14 protein-coding genes are annotated in these 16,219 nt (G+C 41.3%); 5 read left to right on the forward strand and 9 right to left on the reverse strand.

Annotated features, from left to right (window positions below):
• The gene (locus VIR50_RS06760; protein WP_331934371.1) at positions 1 to 2,316 is read left to right on the forward strand and encodes a transglycosylase domain-containing protein; all 2,316 of its coding nucleotides are present in this window, start codon (positions 1 to 3) and stop codon (positions 2,314 to 2,316) included.
• 297 nt (positions 2,317 to 2,613) lie between these two features.
• On the opposite strand, the gene VIR50_RS06765 is transcribed toward VIR50_RS06760, so the two are convergent.
• From VIR50_RS06765 to feoB, 3 genes are all read right to left on the reverse strand, one after another.
• Positions 2,614 to 3,807 (reverse strand): GH25 family lysozyme, encoded by a 1,194-nt coding sequence (locus VIR50_RS06765; RefSeq protein WP_331934372.1) that lies wholly within the window; start codon positions 3,805 to 3,807, stop codon positions 2,614 to 2,616.
• Positions 3,794 to 4,771: a hypothetical protein gene (locus tag VIR50_RS06770; protein ID WP_331934373.1), complete on the reverse strand. Its 978-nt coding sequence runs from the start codon at positions 4,769 to 4,771 to the stop codon at positions 3,794 to 3,796. Before VIR50_RS06770 ends, VIR50_RS06765 begins: the two co-directional genes overlap by 14 nt.
• A 104-nt stretch (positions 4,772 to 4,875) precedes the next feature.
• Positions 4,876 to 7,344 carry a ferrous iron transport protein B gene (gene feoB, locus VIR50_RS06775; RefSeq protein ID WP_331934374.1) on the reverse strand — a complete coding sequence of 823 codons (2,469 nt, stop codon included), beginning with the start codon at positions 7,342 to 7,344 and terminating at the stop codon, positions 4,876 to 4,878.
• Between the two features lie 187 nt (positions 7,345 to 7,531).
• Here feoB and VIR50_RS06780 point away from each other — a divergent pair, with 187 nt between their 5' ends.
• Positions 7,532 to 8,470, forward strand: coding sequence for an esterase-like activity of phytase family protein (locus VIR50_RS06780; protein WP_331934375.1), 939 nt, complete (start codon positions 7,532 to 7,534; stop codon positions 8,468 to 8,470).
• On the opposite strand, the gene prmA is transcribed toward VIR50_RS06780, so the two are convergent.
• Entirely contained in the window at positions 8,445 to 9,317 is an 873-nt protein-coding gene (gene prmA / locus VIR50_RS06785) for a 50S ribosomal protein L11 methyltransferase (protein WP_331934376.1), read from the reverse strand. The genes VIR50_RS06780 and prmA overlap by 26 nt on opposite strands.
• A 146-nt stretch (positions 9,318 to 9,463) precedes the next feature.
• Here prmA and VIR50_RS06790 point away from each other — a divergent pair, with 146 nt between their 5' ends.
• The 3 genes from VIR50_RS06790 (at position 9,464) to VIR50_RS06800 (ending at position 12,859) form a co-directional block, all read left to right on the forward strand.
• Positions 9,464 to 10,420 carry a hypothetical protein gene (locus tag VIR50_RS06790; protein ID WP_331934377.1) on the forward strand — a complete coding sequence of 319 codons (957 nt, stop codon included), beginning with the start codon at positions 9,464 to 9,466 and terminating at the stop codon, positions 10,418 to 10,420.
• 47 nt (positions 10,421 to 10,467) lie between these two features.
• Positions 10,468 to 12,078, forward strand: a complete 1,611-nt coding sequence (locus tag VIR50_RS06795; RefSeq protein WP_331934378.1) for a hemin receptor — start codon at positions 10,468 to 10,470, stop codon at positions 12,076 to 12,078.
• Between the two features lie 241 nt (positions 12,079 to 12,319).
• Positions 12,320 to 12,859, forward strand: coding sequence for a hypothetical protein (locus tag VIR50_RS06800; protein WP_331934379.1), 540 nt, complete (start codon positions 12,320 to 12,322; stop codon positions 12,857 to 12,859).
• A 122-nt stretch (positions 12,860 to 12,981) separates the two neighbouring features.
• On the opposite strand, the gene VIR50_RS06805 is transcribed toward VIR50_RS06800, so the two are convergent.
• The 5 genes from VIR50_RS06805 to VIR50_RS06825 form a co-directional block, all read right to left on the reverse strand.
• Complete coding sequence (locus tag VIR50_RS06805; RefSeq protein ID WP_331934380.1) at positions 12,982 to 13,116, reverse strand: dehydrogenase; 135 nt, start codon at positions 13,114 to 13,116, stop codon at positions 12,982 to 12,984.
• Between the two features lie 15 nt (positions 13,117 to 13,131).
• Positions 13,132 to 14,586, reverse strand: coding sequence for a DUF4270 domain-containing protein (locus tag VIR50_RS06810; protein ID WP_331934381.1), 1,455 nt, complete (start codon positions 14,584 to 14,586; stop codon positions 13,132 to 13,134).
• 32 nt (positions 14,587 to 14,618) lie between these two features.
• Complete coding sequence (locus VIR50_RS06815; protein WP_331934382.1) at positions 14,619 to 15,422, reverse strand: glycogen/starch synthase; 804 nt, start codon at positions 15,420 to 15,422, stop codon at positions 14,619 to 14,621.
• A gap of 188 nt (positions 15,423 to 15,610) precedes the next feature.
• Positions 15,611 to 16,036, reverse strand: coding sequence for a biotin/lipoyl-containing protein (locus VIR50_RS06820; RefSeq protein WP_331934383.1), 426 nt, complete (start codon positions 16,034 to 16,036; stop codon positions 15,611 to 15,613).
• A 16-nt stretch (positions 16,037 to 16,052) separates the two neighbouring features.
• Positions 16,053 to 16,202, reverse strand: coding sequence for a hypothetical protein (locus VIR50_RS06825; RefSeq protein WP_331934384.1), 150 nt, complete (start codon positions 16,200 to 16,202; stop codon positions 16,053 to 16,055).
• Positions 16,203 to 16,219 lie beyond the last annotated feature (17 nt).

A 16,219-nucleotide genomic window follows, 5' to 3' on the forward strand; every position in this document is an offset into this window, starting at 1 on the left:
ATGCGAAGAGCGCTTATACATTTCCTTTGGAGTGTTTTGGCTATTGCGATAGTAACTACAGTTTTGGCATTTGTTGCTATTTGGAATGGATGGATTGGATATATGCCTCCAATCAATGATTTACAAAATCCTATAGGCCGTTTTGCTACTCAAGTTTATTCCAGCGATGGAAAAGTTATCGGTACGTGGAACTTGAATAAAGAGAATCGAATAGCTGTTCCATACGACAAGATCTCACCTTATTTAATAAAGGCATTGGTCGCCACGGAGGATGAACGTTTCTACGAACATTCTGGTATCGACTTCATAGCCCTTGGCCGTGCCATCGTCAAACGAGGCATTTTGGGACAAGCCAGTGCGGGAGGTGGCAGTACCATAACCCAGCAATTGGCCAAACAGCTCTATTCTTCTACGGCCAACAGCGTGCAGGAACGTCTTCTGCAAAAGCCTATCGAATGGGTGATAGCCATCAAATTGGAGCGTACCTATACGAAGGAAGAGATATTGACGCTCTACCTTAATTACTTTGATTTTCTACATAACGCAGTCGGTATCAAGACTGCTGCCAACACTTATTTCAACAAAGAACCTAAGGACTTGACCATTACTGAAGCCGCAACGCTTATCGGTCTGTGCAAGAACCCTTCACTCTTCAACCCCGTGCGCTACCCGGAGCGTTGCCAACAACGTCGCAATGTCGTTTTGGGACAAATGCAAAAGGTGGGTTATCTCTCAAAGGCAGAATATCATCAGCACAGCGATGAGCCACTAAAACTGTCTTTTCATAGAACCGATCATAAGGATGGTACGGCCACATACTTCAGGGAATTCCTGCGCCAATACATGATGGCAACACGGCCTGAGCGTGAGGATTATCCCTCATGGAGCCAATCGCAATTTACCATCGACTCCATCGCATGGGATACTGACCCGCTTTACGGATGGTGCAACAAGAACTTTAAGAAAGATGGTAAACCTTATAACGTTTATACCGATGGCTTAAAAGTGTTTACAACCATCGACTCACGCATGCAGCGCTATGCGGAAGAAGCAGTTTATGCGCATGTGGCCAAATTCCTACAACCCGAATTCAATAAGGAAATAGCTCATAAGCCAACCGCTCCTTTCACCAATCAGCTCACTGCGGCGCAGGTACGTAAAATCATGAATAGGTCGATGGTACAGAGCGAACGCTATCGGGTCATGAAAGCAGCCGGAGCCACTGATCAGGAAATTAATGAGGCTTTCCGCAAACCTATCGACATGACGGTCTTTACCTATCACGGTGATTTGGATACCGTTATGTCGCCCATGGACTCCATCCGCTATTATAAGAAATTCCTCCGCTCAGGTTTCATGAGCATGGATCCTATTACCGGAGCCGTAAAGGCCTATGTAGGTGGACTTGACTATAATCATTTTATGTATGACATGGTGATGGGTGGCCGCCGTCAGGTTGGCTCTACCATCAAGCCCTATCTTTATGCCATGGCGATGGAGAATGGCTTTTCGCCTTGTGATGTGGCTCCAAATATCCAGCGGTCTTATGTTGTGGCCGGTCAACGTTGGACCCCTCGCAATACCTCACATAGCCGTTATGGTCAAATGGTAACGCTTAAATGGGGATTGGCTCAGTCAAACAACTGGATTTCCGCTTACCTGATGAGTAAGATGAACCCACGTCAGTTTGTTCAAATGCTCCATGATTTCGGTATCAACAATCCTGACATCCATCCCTCAATGGCACTGTGCTTAGGCCCATGCGAAGTTTCCGTTGCCGAAATGGTAAGTGCCTATACCACATTTGCCAATCACGGAATCCGCACCGCCCCCATGTTCGTATCACGTATAGAGGACAATGAGGGCAACGTCGTGGCTCGTTTCCAACCTCGTATGAATGAAGTCATCAGTTCGGAGAGTGCGGATAAAATGCTTGTACTGCTCAAAGCTGTTGTCGATGAGGGTACCGCAGGGCGTCTCCGCTACAAATATAATTTCAAAGGTGAGATTGGAGGCAAGACCGGAACGACCAACCGCAACAGCGACACATGGTTTATGGGCTTCACGCCGGAGCTTGTCAGTGGCTGCTGGGTTGGTGGTGAGGAGCGTGACATCCACTTCGATTCCATGAGAATGGGGCAGGGAGCCACCATGGCCTTACCGATTTGGGCCTACTTCATGCGCAAAGTTTATAGGGACAAGTCGCTCGGCTATAACGAGGAGGCTACTTTCCAACTTCCTCCCGACTATAATCCTTGCATAAAAGAGGAGGGAGAAGAAGATCCCATGAATGAGATAGACGAAGTCTTTGAATAAAGTCTTATCCCGCTAAAGCATAAGGGGCAGCAAACAGATTACAGTTTGCTGCCCCTTATTTTATTAGCTTACGATACGGGCTAAAGCCTATGAAGGTCAACCGTTTGTCCCCCTTCAGTCCCTCACATCTTATAGTTCTCTATTCTTCATCAGCCCCAACCTTTTCTCATTGGTGCCTTATGACCTGCTCAAAGCTATGCTTTCACCGCTTCAAAGAGCCACTATGACGAGGTCATAAGGCTGCTTTTATTTTGTACTTTATAAGCTATCAACCATGCGAGAAGCTCTTGTATGCTCCTACCAAATACGTCCTATGTATTCGTCCCACTCATCCTGATAGCCGTTGAAAACATTGATGTCAACGTCCCCCCGTATGCCTTGCACCCTCCCGTCAGGGCAAAGTTGCCAATAAATCAGCTTCACATCGGGCTTATATTCCCCATATCGGGCTATCCATACCCTATAATTCTGCTTCAAATCCTCCGCCTTGGGCAAATGTTGGTTTACAAATGATTGGCTGATATACAAGATAGGCTTCACTCCCCACTTAGCATGTACATAATTAAGCCACGTTCTAACCCCTTTGAAAAGAGCCTCCGCGCCACCGGCTTTAGCTATTTGCTGGTTCGACGGCTCCACATCCAAAACCGGTGGCAGGTCACCCACCTTGTAAAAAGAGCTTTTAACGAAGTGCCGAGCTTGGGCAAGGGCAGGCGAAGTGGTAGAATAGAAGTGGTAAGTACCGGTTTTATAGCCATGTTTTTGGGCTTGCCTATAGTCTGATGGATAGAATTTATTACGCACCGAGATACCTTCCGTACTCTTGATATAGACAAACGAAACGGGATAATCTACCTTTCCCGTAATCTTCTTACGGCTCAATGTTCCTAAATGAGTTATGCGTAGATGGGCCCAATCAATGCCATATACTTTCTTCTTAATGACATGTTGGTACTTGGAAATGTCGATACCATAGATTCGGTCCGACGTATAATTGAGGCGTTCACCCCGAAACCGGCCTGCTTTCCATTCACCAACTTTCAGTTGATGATGGTCGGTCATGGCTATGCCAAAGCCATCTTCCTTGTCGTTTTTCCAGTGCCCTTCATAGTTAAAGCCGTTACGACCACGATAAATACCATGCCCTGAAGCCTGCCCAAGGGCATTCATTTCTCCCATATATACCCCACGATAATCTTCACGTCGGCCCCAATAGAGCGTGTCAGCCCTGAACCGCCCCTTAATGATGCGGCTTACAGCGTCAGTAATCTGCCCCTCGCCATGCCGAAGGCCCTTTTTCCAATAGCCCACATACAAAATGCTGTCACCTCGCATCAACTGACCATAGCCATGGGGCTTACCCGACTGCATTTCTCCCTGATAGCTCTCATGTTGTCCGAAAGCTGCCGGCTTATAAGCATTTGTTCCTAACTTAGCCGTGCATGAGCTCAAAGCGACTGCAAGAAGCAACAAAAGATTATTTATTTTCATTATCTCCTTCCTTTAAAATCTGCTTTAATTCTTCCCGATAAATAATGGTTGTATCTACTTTCATACCGATAAATGTACCGTTAGGAGTGAAGATAGGACAGCCATCTTTCAGTAAATAATCAGAGAACGAGTATTTTCCGTTACTTTGTAAATAGCTTTCTATCAGACTGCTATTCATTTTCCCTTGAGCGTTGGTTAAGAATGAAGCTCCAACAGCCTCCTTTCCTTTTTCTGATTTCCATGGTAATAAAACCAAAGGCTTGACATCTTGTGGTGTTTCTTCCGAAAGTGTCTGAAGAAGAGCGTAGCGCCCGCCGGTTGAACGCTTGACAATGCGTAGTTCATGGGCTTGCCATTGGCCTTTACCATCAGGGAATTTAGCGGTAAACTTTGCCTTTTGATTTATTTTTATCGTAGTATTTGGACCTATCTTTCTCAACTTTTCAAGTGCCGAAAGGGTAGTGTCGATCTGCGCATGCAGACGTGTGGCATATTTGGCGATAATGTCATATCCCTCATCCTGCACACCGTGAACTCTCAAATAATAGCGCAACTCAGCCTGTCTAAGGCGCATGGCTTTCAAATCCGCAGTGAGATAAGAGATTTCTTTCCGTAAGAATAGCTTGGCATTATTGGGTGTTGGGATGACCTCTCCCAACTTACTGACAACAGCCATCACCCGCCCGTTACAAGAGGGAAAGGCTACATGTCGATTCACCCAAAAGCCTCCTGCGGTAAAAAGAGTACGCTTTACGGAGTCTTCAGAGAAAGACAGACCTGCCATTACTGAGTCAGGCGTAAATTCGGAGAACGTAAGTAGCGGTTCGCCATTGGCATAGAGTACAAAATAAGACCTACGCTCCAATTGTAGAATACTTTTCTTAACTTGCTGTTCAGAATAAGCTTTTATTATCCATATCGCCCATGCAGCAAGCAACAACAAGCATATCAGTAATAAAACCATCAACCGATGGCGTCTTGGCAGGCACCATGATAACTTGAAACTCATCCGTATATTTAAATTAGTCTTTGTATATATCTATCGGGAAAATAATCTTTCACTCCCAATTACAGTAGAAGCATTCCTATTTGGAATACTAAGGCACTGACCAGCCAAGCTAAGAATGTTGTATATCCCGCGGCAAAAAGCGCCCATCCCCAGCTACCGGTTTCGCCCTTGATAGCGGCTATTGTAGCTATACAAGGGAAATAGAGCAGCACAAACAGCAAGAAACTGAAGGCTGTAAGGGTTGCGATAGGCTCCGCGGCCTTCTCGTCTACACCGTGTAATTGGGCAATATCGAAGACCATTTGTCTACGAAGTATCTCGTATTTGCCACCATTCTCACTGTAACTATTGTCATCTCCAAAGCTGGCATTATCACTATAAAGCACTCCTAACGTGCTGGCAACAATCTCTTTGGCACCCATTCCGGCAATCAGTCCCACGTCTAACTTCCAATCAAAGCCTTGGGCCAAGAATACAGGTTCGATGGTTTTACCGATTCGCCCAATGAAACTCTGCTCTTGTTGCTGGCGGCTTGTCAGTTGGTCATTGTGCGGAAAATACCCCAATGCCCATACGATAATACTGGCAACAAGGATAATTCCTCCCATCTTTTTAAGATATTGTTTGCCTTTCTCCCACGTATGACGGCCGATGGCCTTCCAAGTCGGGAAGCGATAGGGAGGGAGTTCCATCACAAATGGCGTGTCCTCACCCTTTACCAATGTCTGACTTAAAAGACGGCTCATCACTACTGCCATCAGCACACCTATGACATACAAAAGCATAAGGACTAAAGAGCGATATTGCAAAGCGAAAAATGAGCCGGTGATCATGATGTAAATAGGCAGGCGGGCCGAGCAACTCATAAAGGGAAGTATCAGCATGGTGATAATACGCGAGCGTCTGCTCTCAATTGTTCTCGTAGCCATGACAGCCGGAACATTGCAGCCAAATCCCATGATAAGTGGAATGAACGACTTGCCATGCAGCCCCATCTTATGCATCAACTTATCCATGATGAAAGCAGCTCTTGACATGTAGCCACTATCTTCCATAAAGGATATGAAGAAATAAAGTATCAGTATCTGTGGCAGAAACACGATAACCGAGCCTACTCCTCCCAAAACGCCATCAATCAACATATCCTTCAGTGGTCCTTGGGGCATGGCTTGGTTAATTAACTCGCCCAGCCACGCGACACCACTCTCTATCCAGTCCATCGGGTATTGACCGATAACAAACGTGGCAGAGAACATAATAAATAATAGACAAAGGAAAATGGGGAAGCCAACATACTTGTTCGTGATGATACGATCAAGGTAATGGGTCATCTGATAAGTATCTTTCTTATTCCCGGTGCGATATTCTGCTTCCTTCAAAGCGCCATTGATAAAGCCGTATTTCGCATCCATGATGGCTGTCTCGCTATCATCACCCGTCTCTTCCTTTACCCGCTGCGACGCTAAGTCACGATGCTCAAATATCTCTTTGGCGTCAGGAAGGGTTGCGACATAATCTTCCACATCCTTATCGTACTCCAATAACTTGATGGCCAAATAGCGAGTAGAGTAGCGCTCCCTAAGGTTTTCTTCTTTTTTAAGATGTTCTTGTATTTCCAAGATACCCTTCTCGATTTCATGCCCATGATTGATATGGATGTGTCGGAAGTGGGAGTCGGCGTCTTCCGTTCCCTCGTACATTTGGATGATCGTATGAAATAAGGTCTCAACACCACGCCCCGTAGTGAAAACCGTGGGAACCATAGGTACCCCAAACAGCTCTCCAAGTTTATCATAGTCAACATGATCGCCTCGCCGCATGGACTCATCGAACATGTTAAGGGCGCACACCATCCGGACGTGCATGTCGATAAGCTGTGTGGTCAAATAAAGATTTCGCTCAAGATTGCTGGTATCTATGACATTGATGATAACGTCGGGAGTTTTATCTATAATCTGCTTTCTCACATACAACTCCTCCGGTGAGTAAGCAGAAAGGCTATAAGTTCCGGGCAAATCTACCAAATCGAATTCATACCCTTCGAAGCTGGCATGCCCGACTTTAGCATCAACCGTGACCCCGCTGTAATTTCCTACACGCTCATGCGCTCCTGACGCAAAATTAAAAAAGGATGTTTTTCCGCAGTTAGGATTACCAACCAAAGCCACATTGATGGTATGTCGGCGCTTGGCAGCTACGCTTTCTAACAGCTTATCGGTCACGGCAAGGTCTGACTCAGCCAAGTTGTCTTGCAAAAAGGGCTTCTCTTTGTCGATCGTAAGTAAGTTAGCAGCCTTTGCTTCGCTCTCTGATATGACTTCTATCTTGTCTGCTTCCGAATGTCGTAATGACACTTCGTAGCCCATAATCTGATATTTTACCGGGTCATGGAGTGGGGCATTCAACAATACGGTTATCTTTTTACCTTTTATGAACCCCATTTCAACGACACGCTTTCTAAAGCCACCATGGCCCGTTACCTTAACGATAACGCCATGTTCGCCTGTCTTTAACTCTGATAATTTCATATAATCTTAAAGCACTCGAGACACAATAAAGTAACCATATCTCACAGTTTGCCATTTAATAGGTGCAAAATTACAAAAAAATGGATTCATGCTTAGAGTTTTTCTCCTTAATTCTTTCAGAAATACCAACTAATGATGAAGGCTTCAGCATGATTTGATTAACTTTGTAACCGGAAATCAATAATTCATGCGAAAAATATTACTTACGATAATCTATCTTATCGTTGCGACACAAACTTCCGTCAGTGCCCAAAATCTTGATGTACAGATAAGGACGCAAAAGTCGTTTCATCGGACTATACCACATGCCAATTACAGTGGTATTACCTATTTAGGAAACAACCAATACGCTGTTGTGGATGATAAATCGGCAACTGATGGATTCTACATTTTCAATATTCAAATCGATTCTTTAAGCGGAGATATAATTCATGTAGAACGCAAAGAGTTTCGCACTTCCACACTGAAAAACCGAGATGCGGAAGGAATAGCTTTTCATAGGCCAAGCCAAACAATTCTCATTAGCGGGGAAGCAGATAATCAGGTATTAGCCTATGACACATTGGGACGTTATTTAAATTGGCAACTCTCCATACCTCAAGCGTATAAGAATTTGCCTGCAAACTTAGGATTAGAAGCACTTTCATGCGCTCCCGATGGCAATACAATCCTTATAGCCAATGAGTCAGCGCCATGCTATATCACGGCATATAATACAAATTTCAAACAGAAAGGTATATATTTGTTTGAAATTGATAAACCTCTATATAACAGTATGTTCATAGGAGTTAGTGAGATATGTGCTTTAAGTGATTCTACTTGCTTGGTATTGCAGCGGGAAATCATTATGCCTAAGCATAAAATAGGGGCACGAGCAGAGACAAAAATCTACTATACAACATTGCTACGTGGATCGGAAAGGATGGGAACCACCCATAAAAAAATGATTGCTTCGTGGGTCACACGTTTCAACTTGACCAATCGCTCATTCGCAAATTATGAGGGAATGTGCCTTGGTCCTAAATTACCCGATAACAGACAAGTTGTTATTTTGCTTTCAGACTCACAGAAGGGGTACAAAGGTGTATTGAAAGATTACTTCAAATCGATCGTTTTTCAAGAATGACGCAGGCCCAATTTTCTTGTTCAAACCGTTTTGTTTCGACCAATCCCAATGTCTCGGCTTTAGTCAGTAGAAGCGGAATATCCTCGATATAGAAGCCACTAATGGCCATTTGAGCACCATCAGCCATGGAGGCTATATATTCAGCCATGTCATCCAAAAGGATATTCCTATTTATATTAGCAAGTACTACATCGAAACAAACATTAATATGCCGGATAACTTCGGCTGTCCCGTGGAGGATTTCAAGATTCGTTACGCCATTTAGGTCAGCGTTATGCCGGCTGTTATTGACACTCCACTCATCAATGTCAAATCCATATACCTGATTCGCTCCAAGTTTGGAAGCGGCAATCCCCAAAATACCAGTGCCACAACCACAGTCTAACACCGACTTACCTTTTAAGTCCATCGTAGACAATGCCTTAATCATCATTTGAGTAGTGTGGTGAGTTCCTGTTCCAAATGCTTGATTAACATCAATTCCAATATGAATACAATTGGGATTTTGAGGAACACTCAACATGTTTTTGGCGTCATAAACTATAATTTTATCATCTATATTTATAGGCTCGAACCCTTGCTGTTCCCAAACGGTATTCCAATTTTGGTCGACAATTTCCTCCCTCTTATATGTGATTACCACATCAGCAACGGGAAAAGTTTTAATCAACTGAAGAAGCAATTCCTCGTCTACCAAATCTTGTTGAACATAACCTATATATGCGTCGGCTGTATCTTCAAAAGACTCAAAGCCACAGTCTGCAGCCAAATCAGCAAGTAAATCCTTAGCGATTTCTAAAACACTATCAGAACATTGAAACTGAAAACGAAAACTAAAATATTTCATTTTGCCTTGTTGTTAATTTAGATTGCAAATATATAAAAAATAGGGATAATCCTATCTTGGATTAGGGAAAATCCTTACATTTGCATGAAAGATATATCTATTTTTGTATCATAAAATAATAAATCAAATAAAAAGGAGTAGAAATTATGAATAAAATGTTTTTATCCTTAATCCTATTAGGCGCCATGCCACTTGTTTCTATGGCACAGGATGACGATGTCTACTTTACACCAAAGAAGACAGAGAAAACAGAAATCTCCAATATCCAGACTACAAAGGAGCAGCCAACATACTATGCCGGCAGCCAACGAAATGTAGATGAATATAATAGAAAAGGAAACTTTTGGAGCCATTATCAAAAAATTGGTACCGATAAGAATGGAAATGACATTATAGAATTTCGGAAAGGAAATGGAGTATATCCTGATTCCATCTACATTGATACTACTTTCGTAGGCCGTTATTCTGACACCATTCTTGACGGAGAAGAAGACTATAGGTACAGTGCAAGGCTGGGAATGTGGGATGATTTTTATGATCCATGGATGTACTCATACCGCATGAATAGTCCCTATTATTGGCATAGATACTACGGTATGAATCCTTGGTATGATCCATGGTATTATAGCCGCTGGGGAAGTTATCATGGCTGGTATGATCCGTGGTATTATTCTAATTGGTATGGCTACGGATGGGGCTACCCCTATTATGGTGGCTATTGGAGTGGAGGATATTGGCCTTACCATCGAGGCTATATCGCCAGACAAAATACTCCGGCCGGAGTACGTACTTATTCTTTTGGAAATAGAAGTGGAAACTATCAGAGTTCAAAGGGTAGAGTATTCTCTTCACGCGGAAGCAACCGCTCTGTAAATACGCGCAGGAATTCCTATAACAATGGATATAATAATGTATATCAGGGTAGGAATGGTTCTTTCTCCGGGCGTAATGAGAATTCTACACGCACTTATACACCTTCATCCTCATTCCCATCAGGCGGTAGCTTCGGCTCAAGAGGTGGCAGTAGTAGCGGTGGCAGCTTCGGAGGCGGCAGAAGTGGTGGCAGCTTTGGCGGTGGTGGAGGCCGATTCGGACACCGTTAAGAATATCCACAGAATCAATTAGTTATTTATTTTTGTACATATCGATTATGAAAAAATCAATTATATTATTTTCTGTTTGGAGCCTTGCCATAGCTCCGGCAGTAGCCCAAGAAACCTATCAAGACACAAAGTTGATAGACAATGACCTAAACGGAACGGCCCGCTACGTAGGTATGGGTGGCGCCATGGAGGCCTTGGGGGCTGATATATCAACGATCAGCAGTAATCCGGCCGGTATCGGATTGTTTAGAAAATCACAGTTATCATTATCCGGTGGATTAGTGACACAACAAGATGCAGCCAATAAAATATCATACAGAGGGGCCAATGCGGAAATAAATGGTAATAAGACAAATGCCAGTTTTGATCAGATAGGTCTTGTTTGGGCAAGAAAGACTGGTCGTAACTCTTATTTGAACATAGCCTTTAATTATCACAAAAGCAGAAACTTTGACCAGCTTTTGACCGCAGCTAACCAGTTGACACATGCTTCTCAAAACAAGCAAACCGTTAGAAAGTATGATTATGGAGTTAGCTTGAATGACAAGAATATGGCCGGATACATGTGGAATGCTATAGATGATGGCTACAGCAAGTTGTTAGAGTATAGTAAGAATGATGATAAGTATGCCTATTTCAATGCGTCAGACTATCTCTTTGCTCAATATCAAAAGGGATATATAGGCGAGTATGATTTTAATATCAGCGGCAACATAAAGGATAGAATTTACCTTGGATTGACATTCGGCCTTCACAGTGTCCGCAATAAAAGCGCTAGTGTATATGGAGAAGATTTAGTAAATGGAGGCATTGCCGGCTCTGAAGAAGAACTCTCTATCAAGGGCAGTGGCTATGATATAAAGTTAGGAGCTATATTCCGCCCCATAGAGACTTCACCTTTTAGAATTGGTCTCTATGTCAATACGCCAACATGGTATGATTTGACATTACACGGAACGGGTACAGCCTATATTGATGGATTGAAAGAAACAAATGAGTCAACCGGGCCTAATAATGGAAGTGTCAGCAATCATTCTTCATTAGATTACAAAGTATATACTCCATGGAAGTTTGGTTTGAGCTTGGGGCATACAGTAGGAAACTATTTGGCATTGGGCGCAACTTATGAATATGCGGACTACGGAGCCATGGATAATCGTGTGATTGACGGTGGTTATTATGAATATACGCCCTACGGTTACGACTACTATGATACAAGCTCTTCTGACGAGGCCATGAACGCCCATACAAAAGAGACATTGAAGGGAGTATCTACATTGAAAATTGGTGGTGAATTTAAAGCCATGCCTAATTTGGCAGTTCGCTTGGGATATAACTATGTTTCTCCCATGTTTAATAAAAATGGGTATAGAGATGGCTCTATCTTGTCACAAGGATCAGCAAACGCAACATCTACGGACTATACAAATTGGAAGGCAACCAACCGTATAACAGCAGGTATGGGCTTTACATTTAGTAAGTTCTTTGCGGACATAGCTTATCAGTATAGTGCTACCAATGGAGATTTCTATCCATTCATGGCATACTATGACAATCCAAAAGACCCAACACCGTCTATTGAAGACAATCTACCTACACCATCGAAAGTGAACTTCAAACGTCATCAATTATTGATAACATTGGGCTATAAGTTTTAAAGCAATATTATTTATGTTTTATATAAAAGGAATCCATCGCTTGATAGATTCCTTTTTTACGTAAAACTATTTGCTTCAACCTCCTTGTATATCTCCATTATTTGATCAAAAATATTATGGAGTTCCCATACAGAGCTGGCAGAAATATCTAATTTTATAATACTTCTTTGCCTCTATGGCTCTTGTAAGTTATATGGATATAAGAAGAAAATAGGCGTGACTAACATACGAAAACGATCTTATGACAAGAAGAGAACTATTTCAACAAAGTTTAAAAGAAGGTGATTGGATTAGTGGCTATTGCAGGTTAGACGCTGTCATATTGTACTATTATGAAATATTCGATGATAAAGTGCGTTATACCAAGACTCATAACAAAGGCGACTATAAAAACTCAATTGTTGTGTATCGGCAATTCTGCTATGAAGATGGACGGCTCAAACGCAATACACCGAAATATGTACGCCTGAGCTATATATGGCCACCAACGAAAAAAGAATTGAAAGTCGTAGAAAAAACTATTGCCCAACATCCGGATAAATATTCGCTATGGCTGAAGCATAAGATCATGCCAAAAGAGTATCAGCACTTTGCATATCATATAAAACAAGGCACAGTAGAAGAAGTTAAAGAAAAGATTATAACGTTAATTGAGCAGTTGCCTGAGAGATTCACTTTCTCCGAATGGATAGGAAAAGGAAATAATATGGACTTAGGAATTGATTTATTGGATTTTATGCCATACGGCTACTTCCCTAATCAGCCCAGCATATCCCTTTGAACTACTATATAATATAGGAGAGCTACACGAAAAGAAAATCCTTTTCTATGGACTACGATTCTTGCAATAGGTAATAAATTAAAAGCCATATCTAACATTATCTGTTTAGATATGGCTTTATCTTATAAAGATTCATCTTCAGGCTTGGTTATCATCAAGCCTTTTTTATACTTTGGCAAATACTTTTTCTTTCTAAGCCACTCTGCCTTACGCTCTTCATAAGCAGCTCTATGTTTCTCTAAAAAGTTATCGGCCATGGTCGACAGTCTTATTTATTTAAACTTTGAATAAATCACACTGATTTTAAGAGGAGAACGAGAATTTTTCTCTCCACCGGCCAACCGTGTACTACTTAACGCCATATTATGACGAATACTCGTGGTATATGTCGCTTGGTTGATAGTAGCAGTTGTTGTTGTTACGGGAACGATTACAACCTTATTCCAATCAGTGGAGTTCTTCTGCTTTGACTTTGCCATAGCTTTTATAAGCCCGGCAATGTTACTAAATGTATATGTATTTTTATAGCTGCTGAAGCGATTATTGCCATCAACATTATAATCTCTTGAAACTATATATGATGTAACATTGTCATTTATCATTCTATTTTCAAAGAAAGTATTTAACTGATTCTTAGGCAAAAGCAACAATTGAGTAGGAACTGGTAACTGATAGTCATCAGAGGATTCTTCATTAATACGCTGCAAAACAATCTTGGCAGAGTTGATAGAATCTTTTTCATGTCCTTTAAGAATCTGATCCACTGGTATCGTTAACTCTGTAAAAATGCCAGCAGGCGTTTTAAGATAAGTACATGAATTATCATCAACAAGCTGTTGAAGCTTATCTGTGTCATTTATGACCTTAGATGTTTGTAATACTTCTTGCGTTCCGGGGAAGGAAGCCATGTAAACAGATTTCTTATTATCAGCTTCCTTACGTGTCAAAAATACATTCAACTGCACATTTGTAATATAAACCATCGCACCCAAACCGCTTTTCACAGAGAAATTAAAGCCGGGAACGACGTGAGTTCTAAATGTTTGAGAGTTTTTGAAATACTCAGGATGTTGATAATAAGTTTGCAGGATGTACGTTCCATAGTTGGAATAAGTCACACCGCTTTTATCCTTATAAGGGGCATTTAGACTAAACTGAATACGCTTACCATTGGCAGACGAAGAACGCTCCTTATCAGAATATGTAAAATCAGCTAGCGTACAGACCTTATCTAAATTGATACCATCCGTACGCAAATAGCCATTCTTTACTAAATCAAAATTACTATAATAATTTGAACTTTCAGGCAAAGGCTTTACAAGTTCCTGCATATTAATTTTCAGTGGAGCTAAAGAATCTCCATAAAACTCTGAAAAATATAGACTAACAACACAAGAATCTGCTTGTACTTCTCCATTTACAGTGTTCGCAATAAGCGTTTTTTGAGGAAATGAATAGTTTTCTATAGTAGCAACTTGAGACATGAAACTAGAACTTATTAAGTCTTTTGTTTCCGGATCTTTGATTCGTCCCAAGTAGCCAATACCATTCTTTCCAAGAACTGCGTCGACCAATACGGACTTAGAACTTACATTAAAAGAATCAGTCGTAACCTCAAGCAAATCAGCATTATCTACTAAAGAAATTCCAATTTGGTCTGTTGATTCATCGCAAGCTGCGAGAGTAAGAGTGGCAAAGAATAAACTTGCCAATATATTAGCTTTCATTGTACTGCAATACTTTCTTGATAGATTTGATTCTATTCACTAACTTTATTGATAAAATCGGTATATGCTTGAATATAATCTTCTCCGGGATATTCTAAAATAGGAAGGCCGTGCTGGCGAGCATAATCCAAAAGTTCAGTATTAACAGCTTCACTTGCGACAACAACTCCATCGCTATAATCAAGTGCCAATTTACCTAACTCTATAAAATTAAACGTTTCATTATAGCTGCTCAGTAACTTAGAATCTGCTCCCCTAAAACCTACACACTTCTTGAAATTATCTCCTAAATCATTCTTAAGATGCTTCTGAAATAAAGATGTGATAACTTTTGTATTTGCGAAACATGGCTCGTCATTATATGCTTTCTTTATATAAAGTGGTACAACTGCGCCCATCCAGCCTTGACATACAATAACATCAGGAGACCATCTAAGTTTTTTTACGGTTTCAAGAACACCACGTGCAAAGAAAATAGCTCGTTCACCATTATCCGGATACTCCTCGCCGGTCTCATCAACATCCATCTGCCGCTTCATAAAATAATCATCGTTGTCGATAAAATAAATTTGAAGACGCGATTGGGGAATAGAAGCAACTTTAATAATCAAGGGATGATCAGTATCATCAATTATCAAATTCATTCCAGAAAGACGAATAACCTCATGCAATTGGCCTCTACGCTCATTGATAGTTCCCCATTTTGGAGTAAACGTCCTTATCTCAAAAGAACTTTCTTGTACCTTTTGGGGCAAATCACGCCCCATTATAGACAATTCAGATTCAGGCACATACGGTGTAATCTCTTGATTAATGAATAAAACTTTTTTCGGCATATACGTTCAAATTTGACATTTGCAAAGGTACTAAAAAATCTTGACAAAGTTTCTCTTTTTAATTTTAATCAACATCCCCCTAAAAGAAATTGGCATTTTTTAAATATAAAACAATAATCCCTTGGTTTTCTTTAGCTTAGAAAAACCAAGGGATTATTTTATACGAAAAGAAGTATCTCTGGTATAAATTACTCTATAACAACTAAGCCTTCCTCTTCCATCACACTCTGTCCTTGCTTAACGAGAATAGCTGTAACTTTACCATCGCGTTCAGCTTCAATATTATTAGCCATCTTCATAGCCTCTAACACGCACACAGTATCTCCAGCCTTAACATCATCGCCTACGGCAACATTGATATTAATAATCGTACCCGGTAGGGGAGCCTTAACGGCATTGGCTGTATTTACATTTTGTGCAGCACTTGTTTCTTCTGAAGAACCTTCTTGAACAGGCTGACCTAAAACAACTTTCTTCTTCTCAGGCTCAGCCGGCTGCTCTAATTCTACAGCATATTTTTCACCATTAACAGTTACATCTGCGATATTATCATTAATATCACCTATGCAAACCTGATATTCTTTGCCTTCAATTGTATATTTAAACTCTTTCATTTTTATCTGGTTTAATTTATGGTTTAGGGGTCATTGACAAAAACTTTGCATTCCACAAAGTGGTTTTAGGCTTGATTGTAATAATCCCAGACTCTTTGTCATGTACATTATTACCCTCATATTCAAAGAGAGCCATTGCAATTGCCGCATGTATATTTTTATCCATAATCACTAAGTTATGCT

Source organism: Prevotella sp. (genome assembly GCF_036570325.1).
Lineage (GTDB): Bacteria > Bacteroidota > Bacteroidia > Bacteroidales > Bacteroidaceae > Prevotella.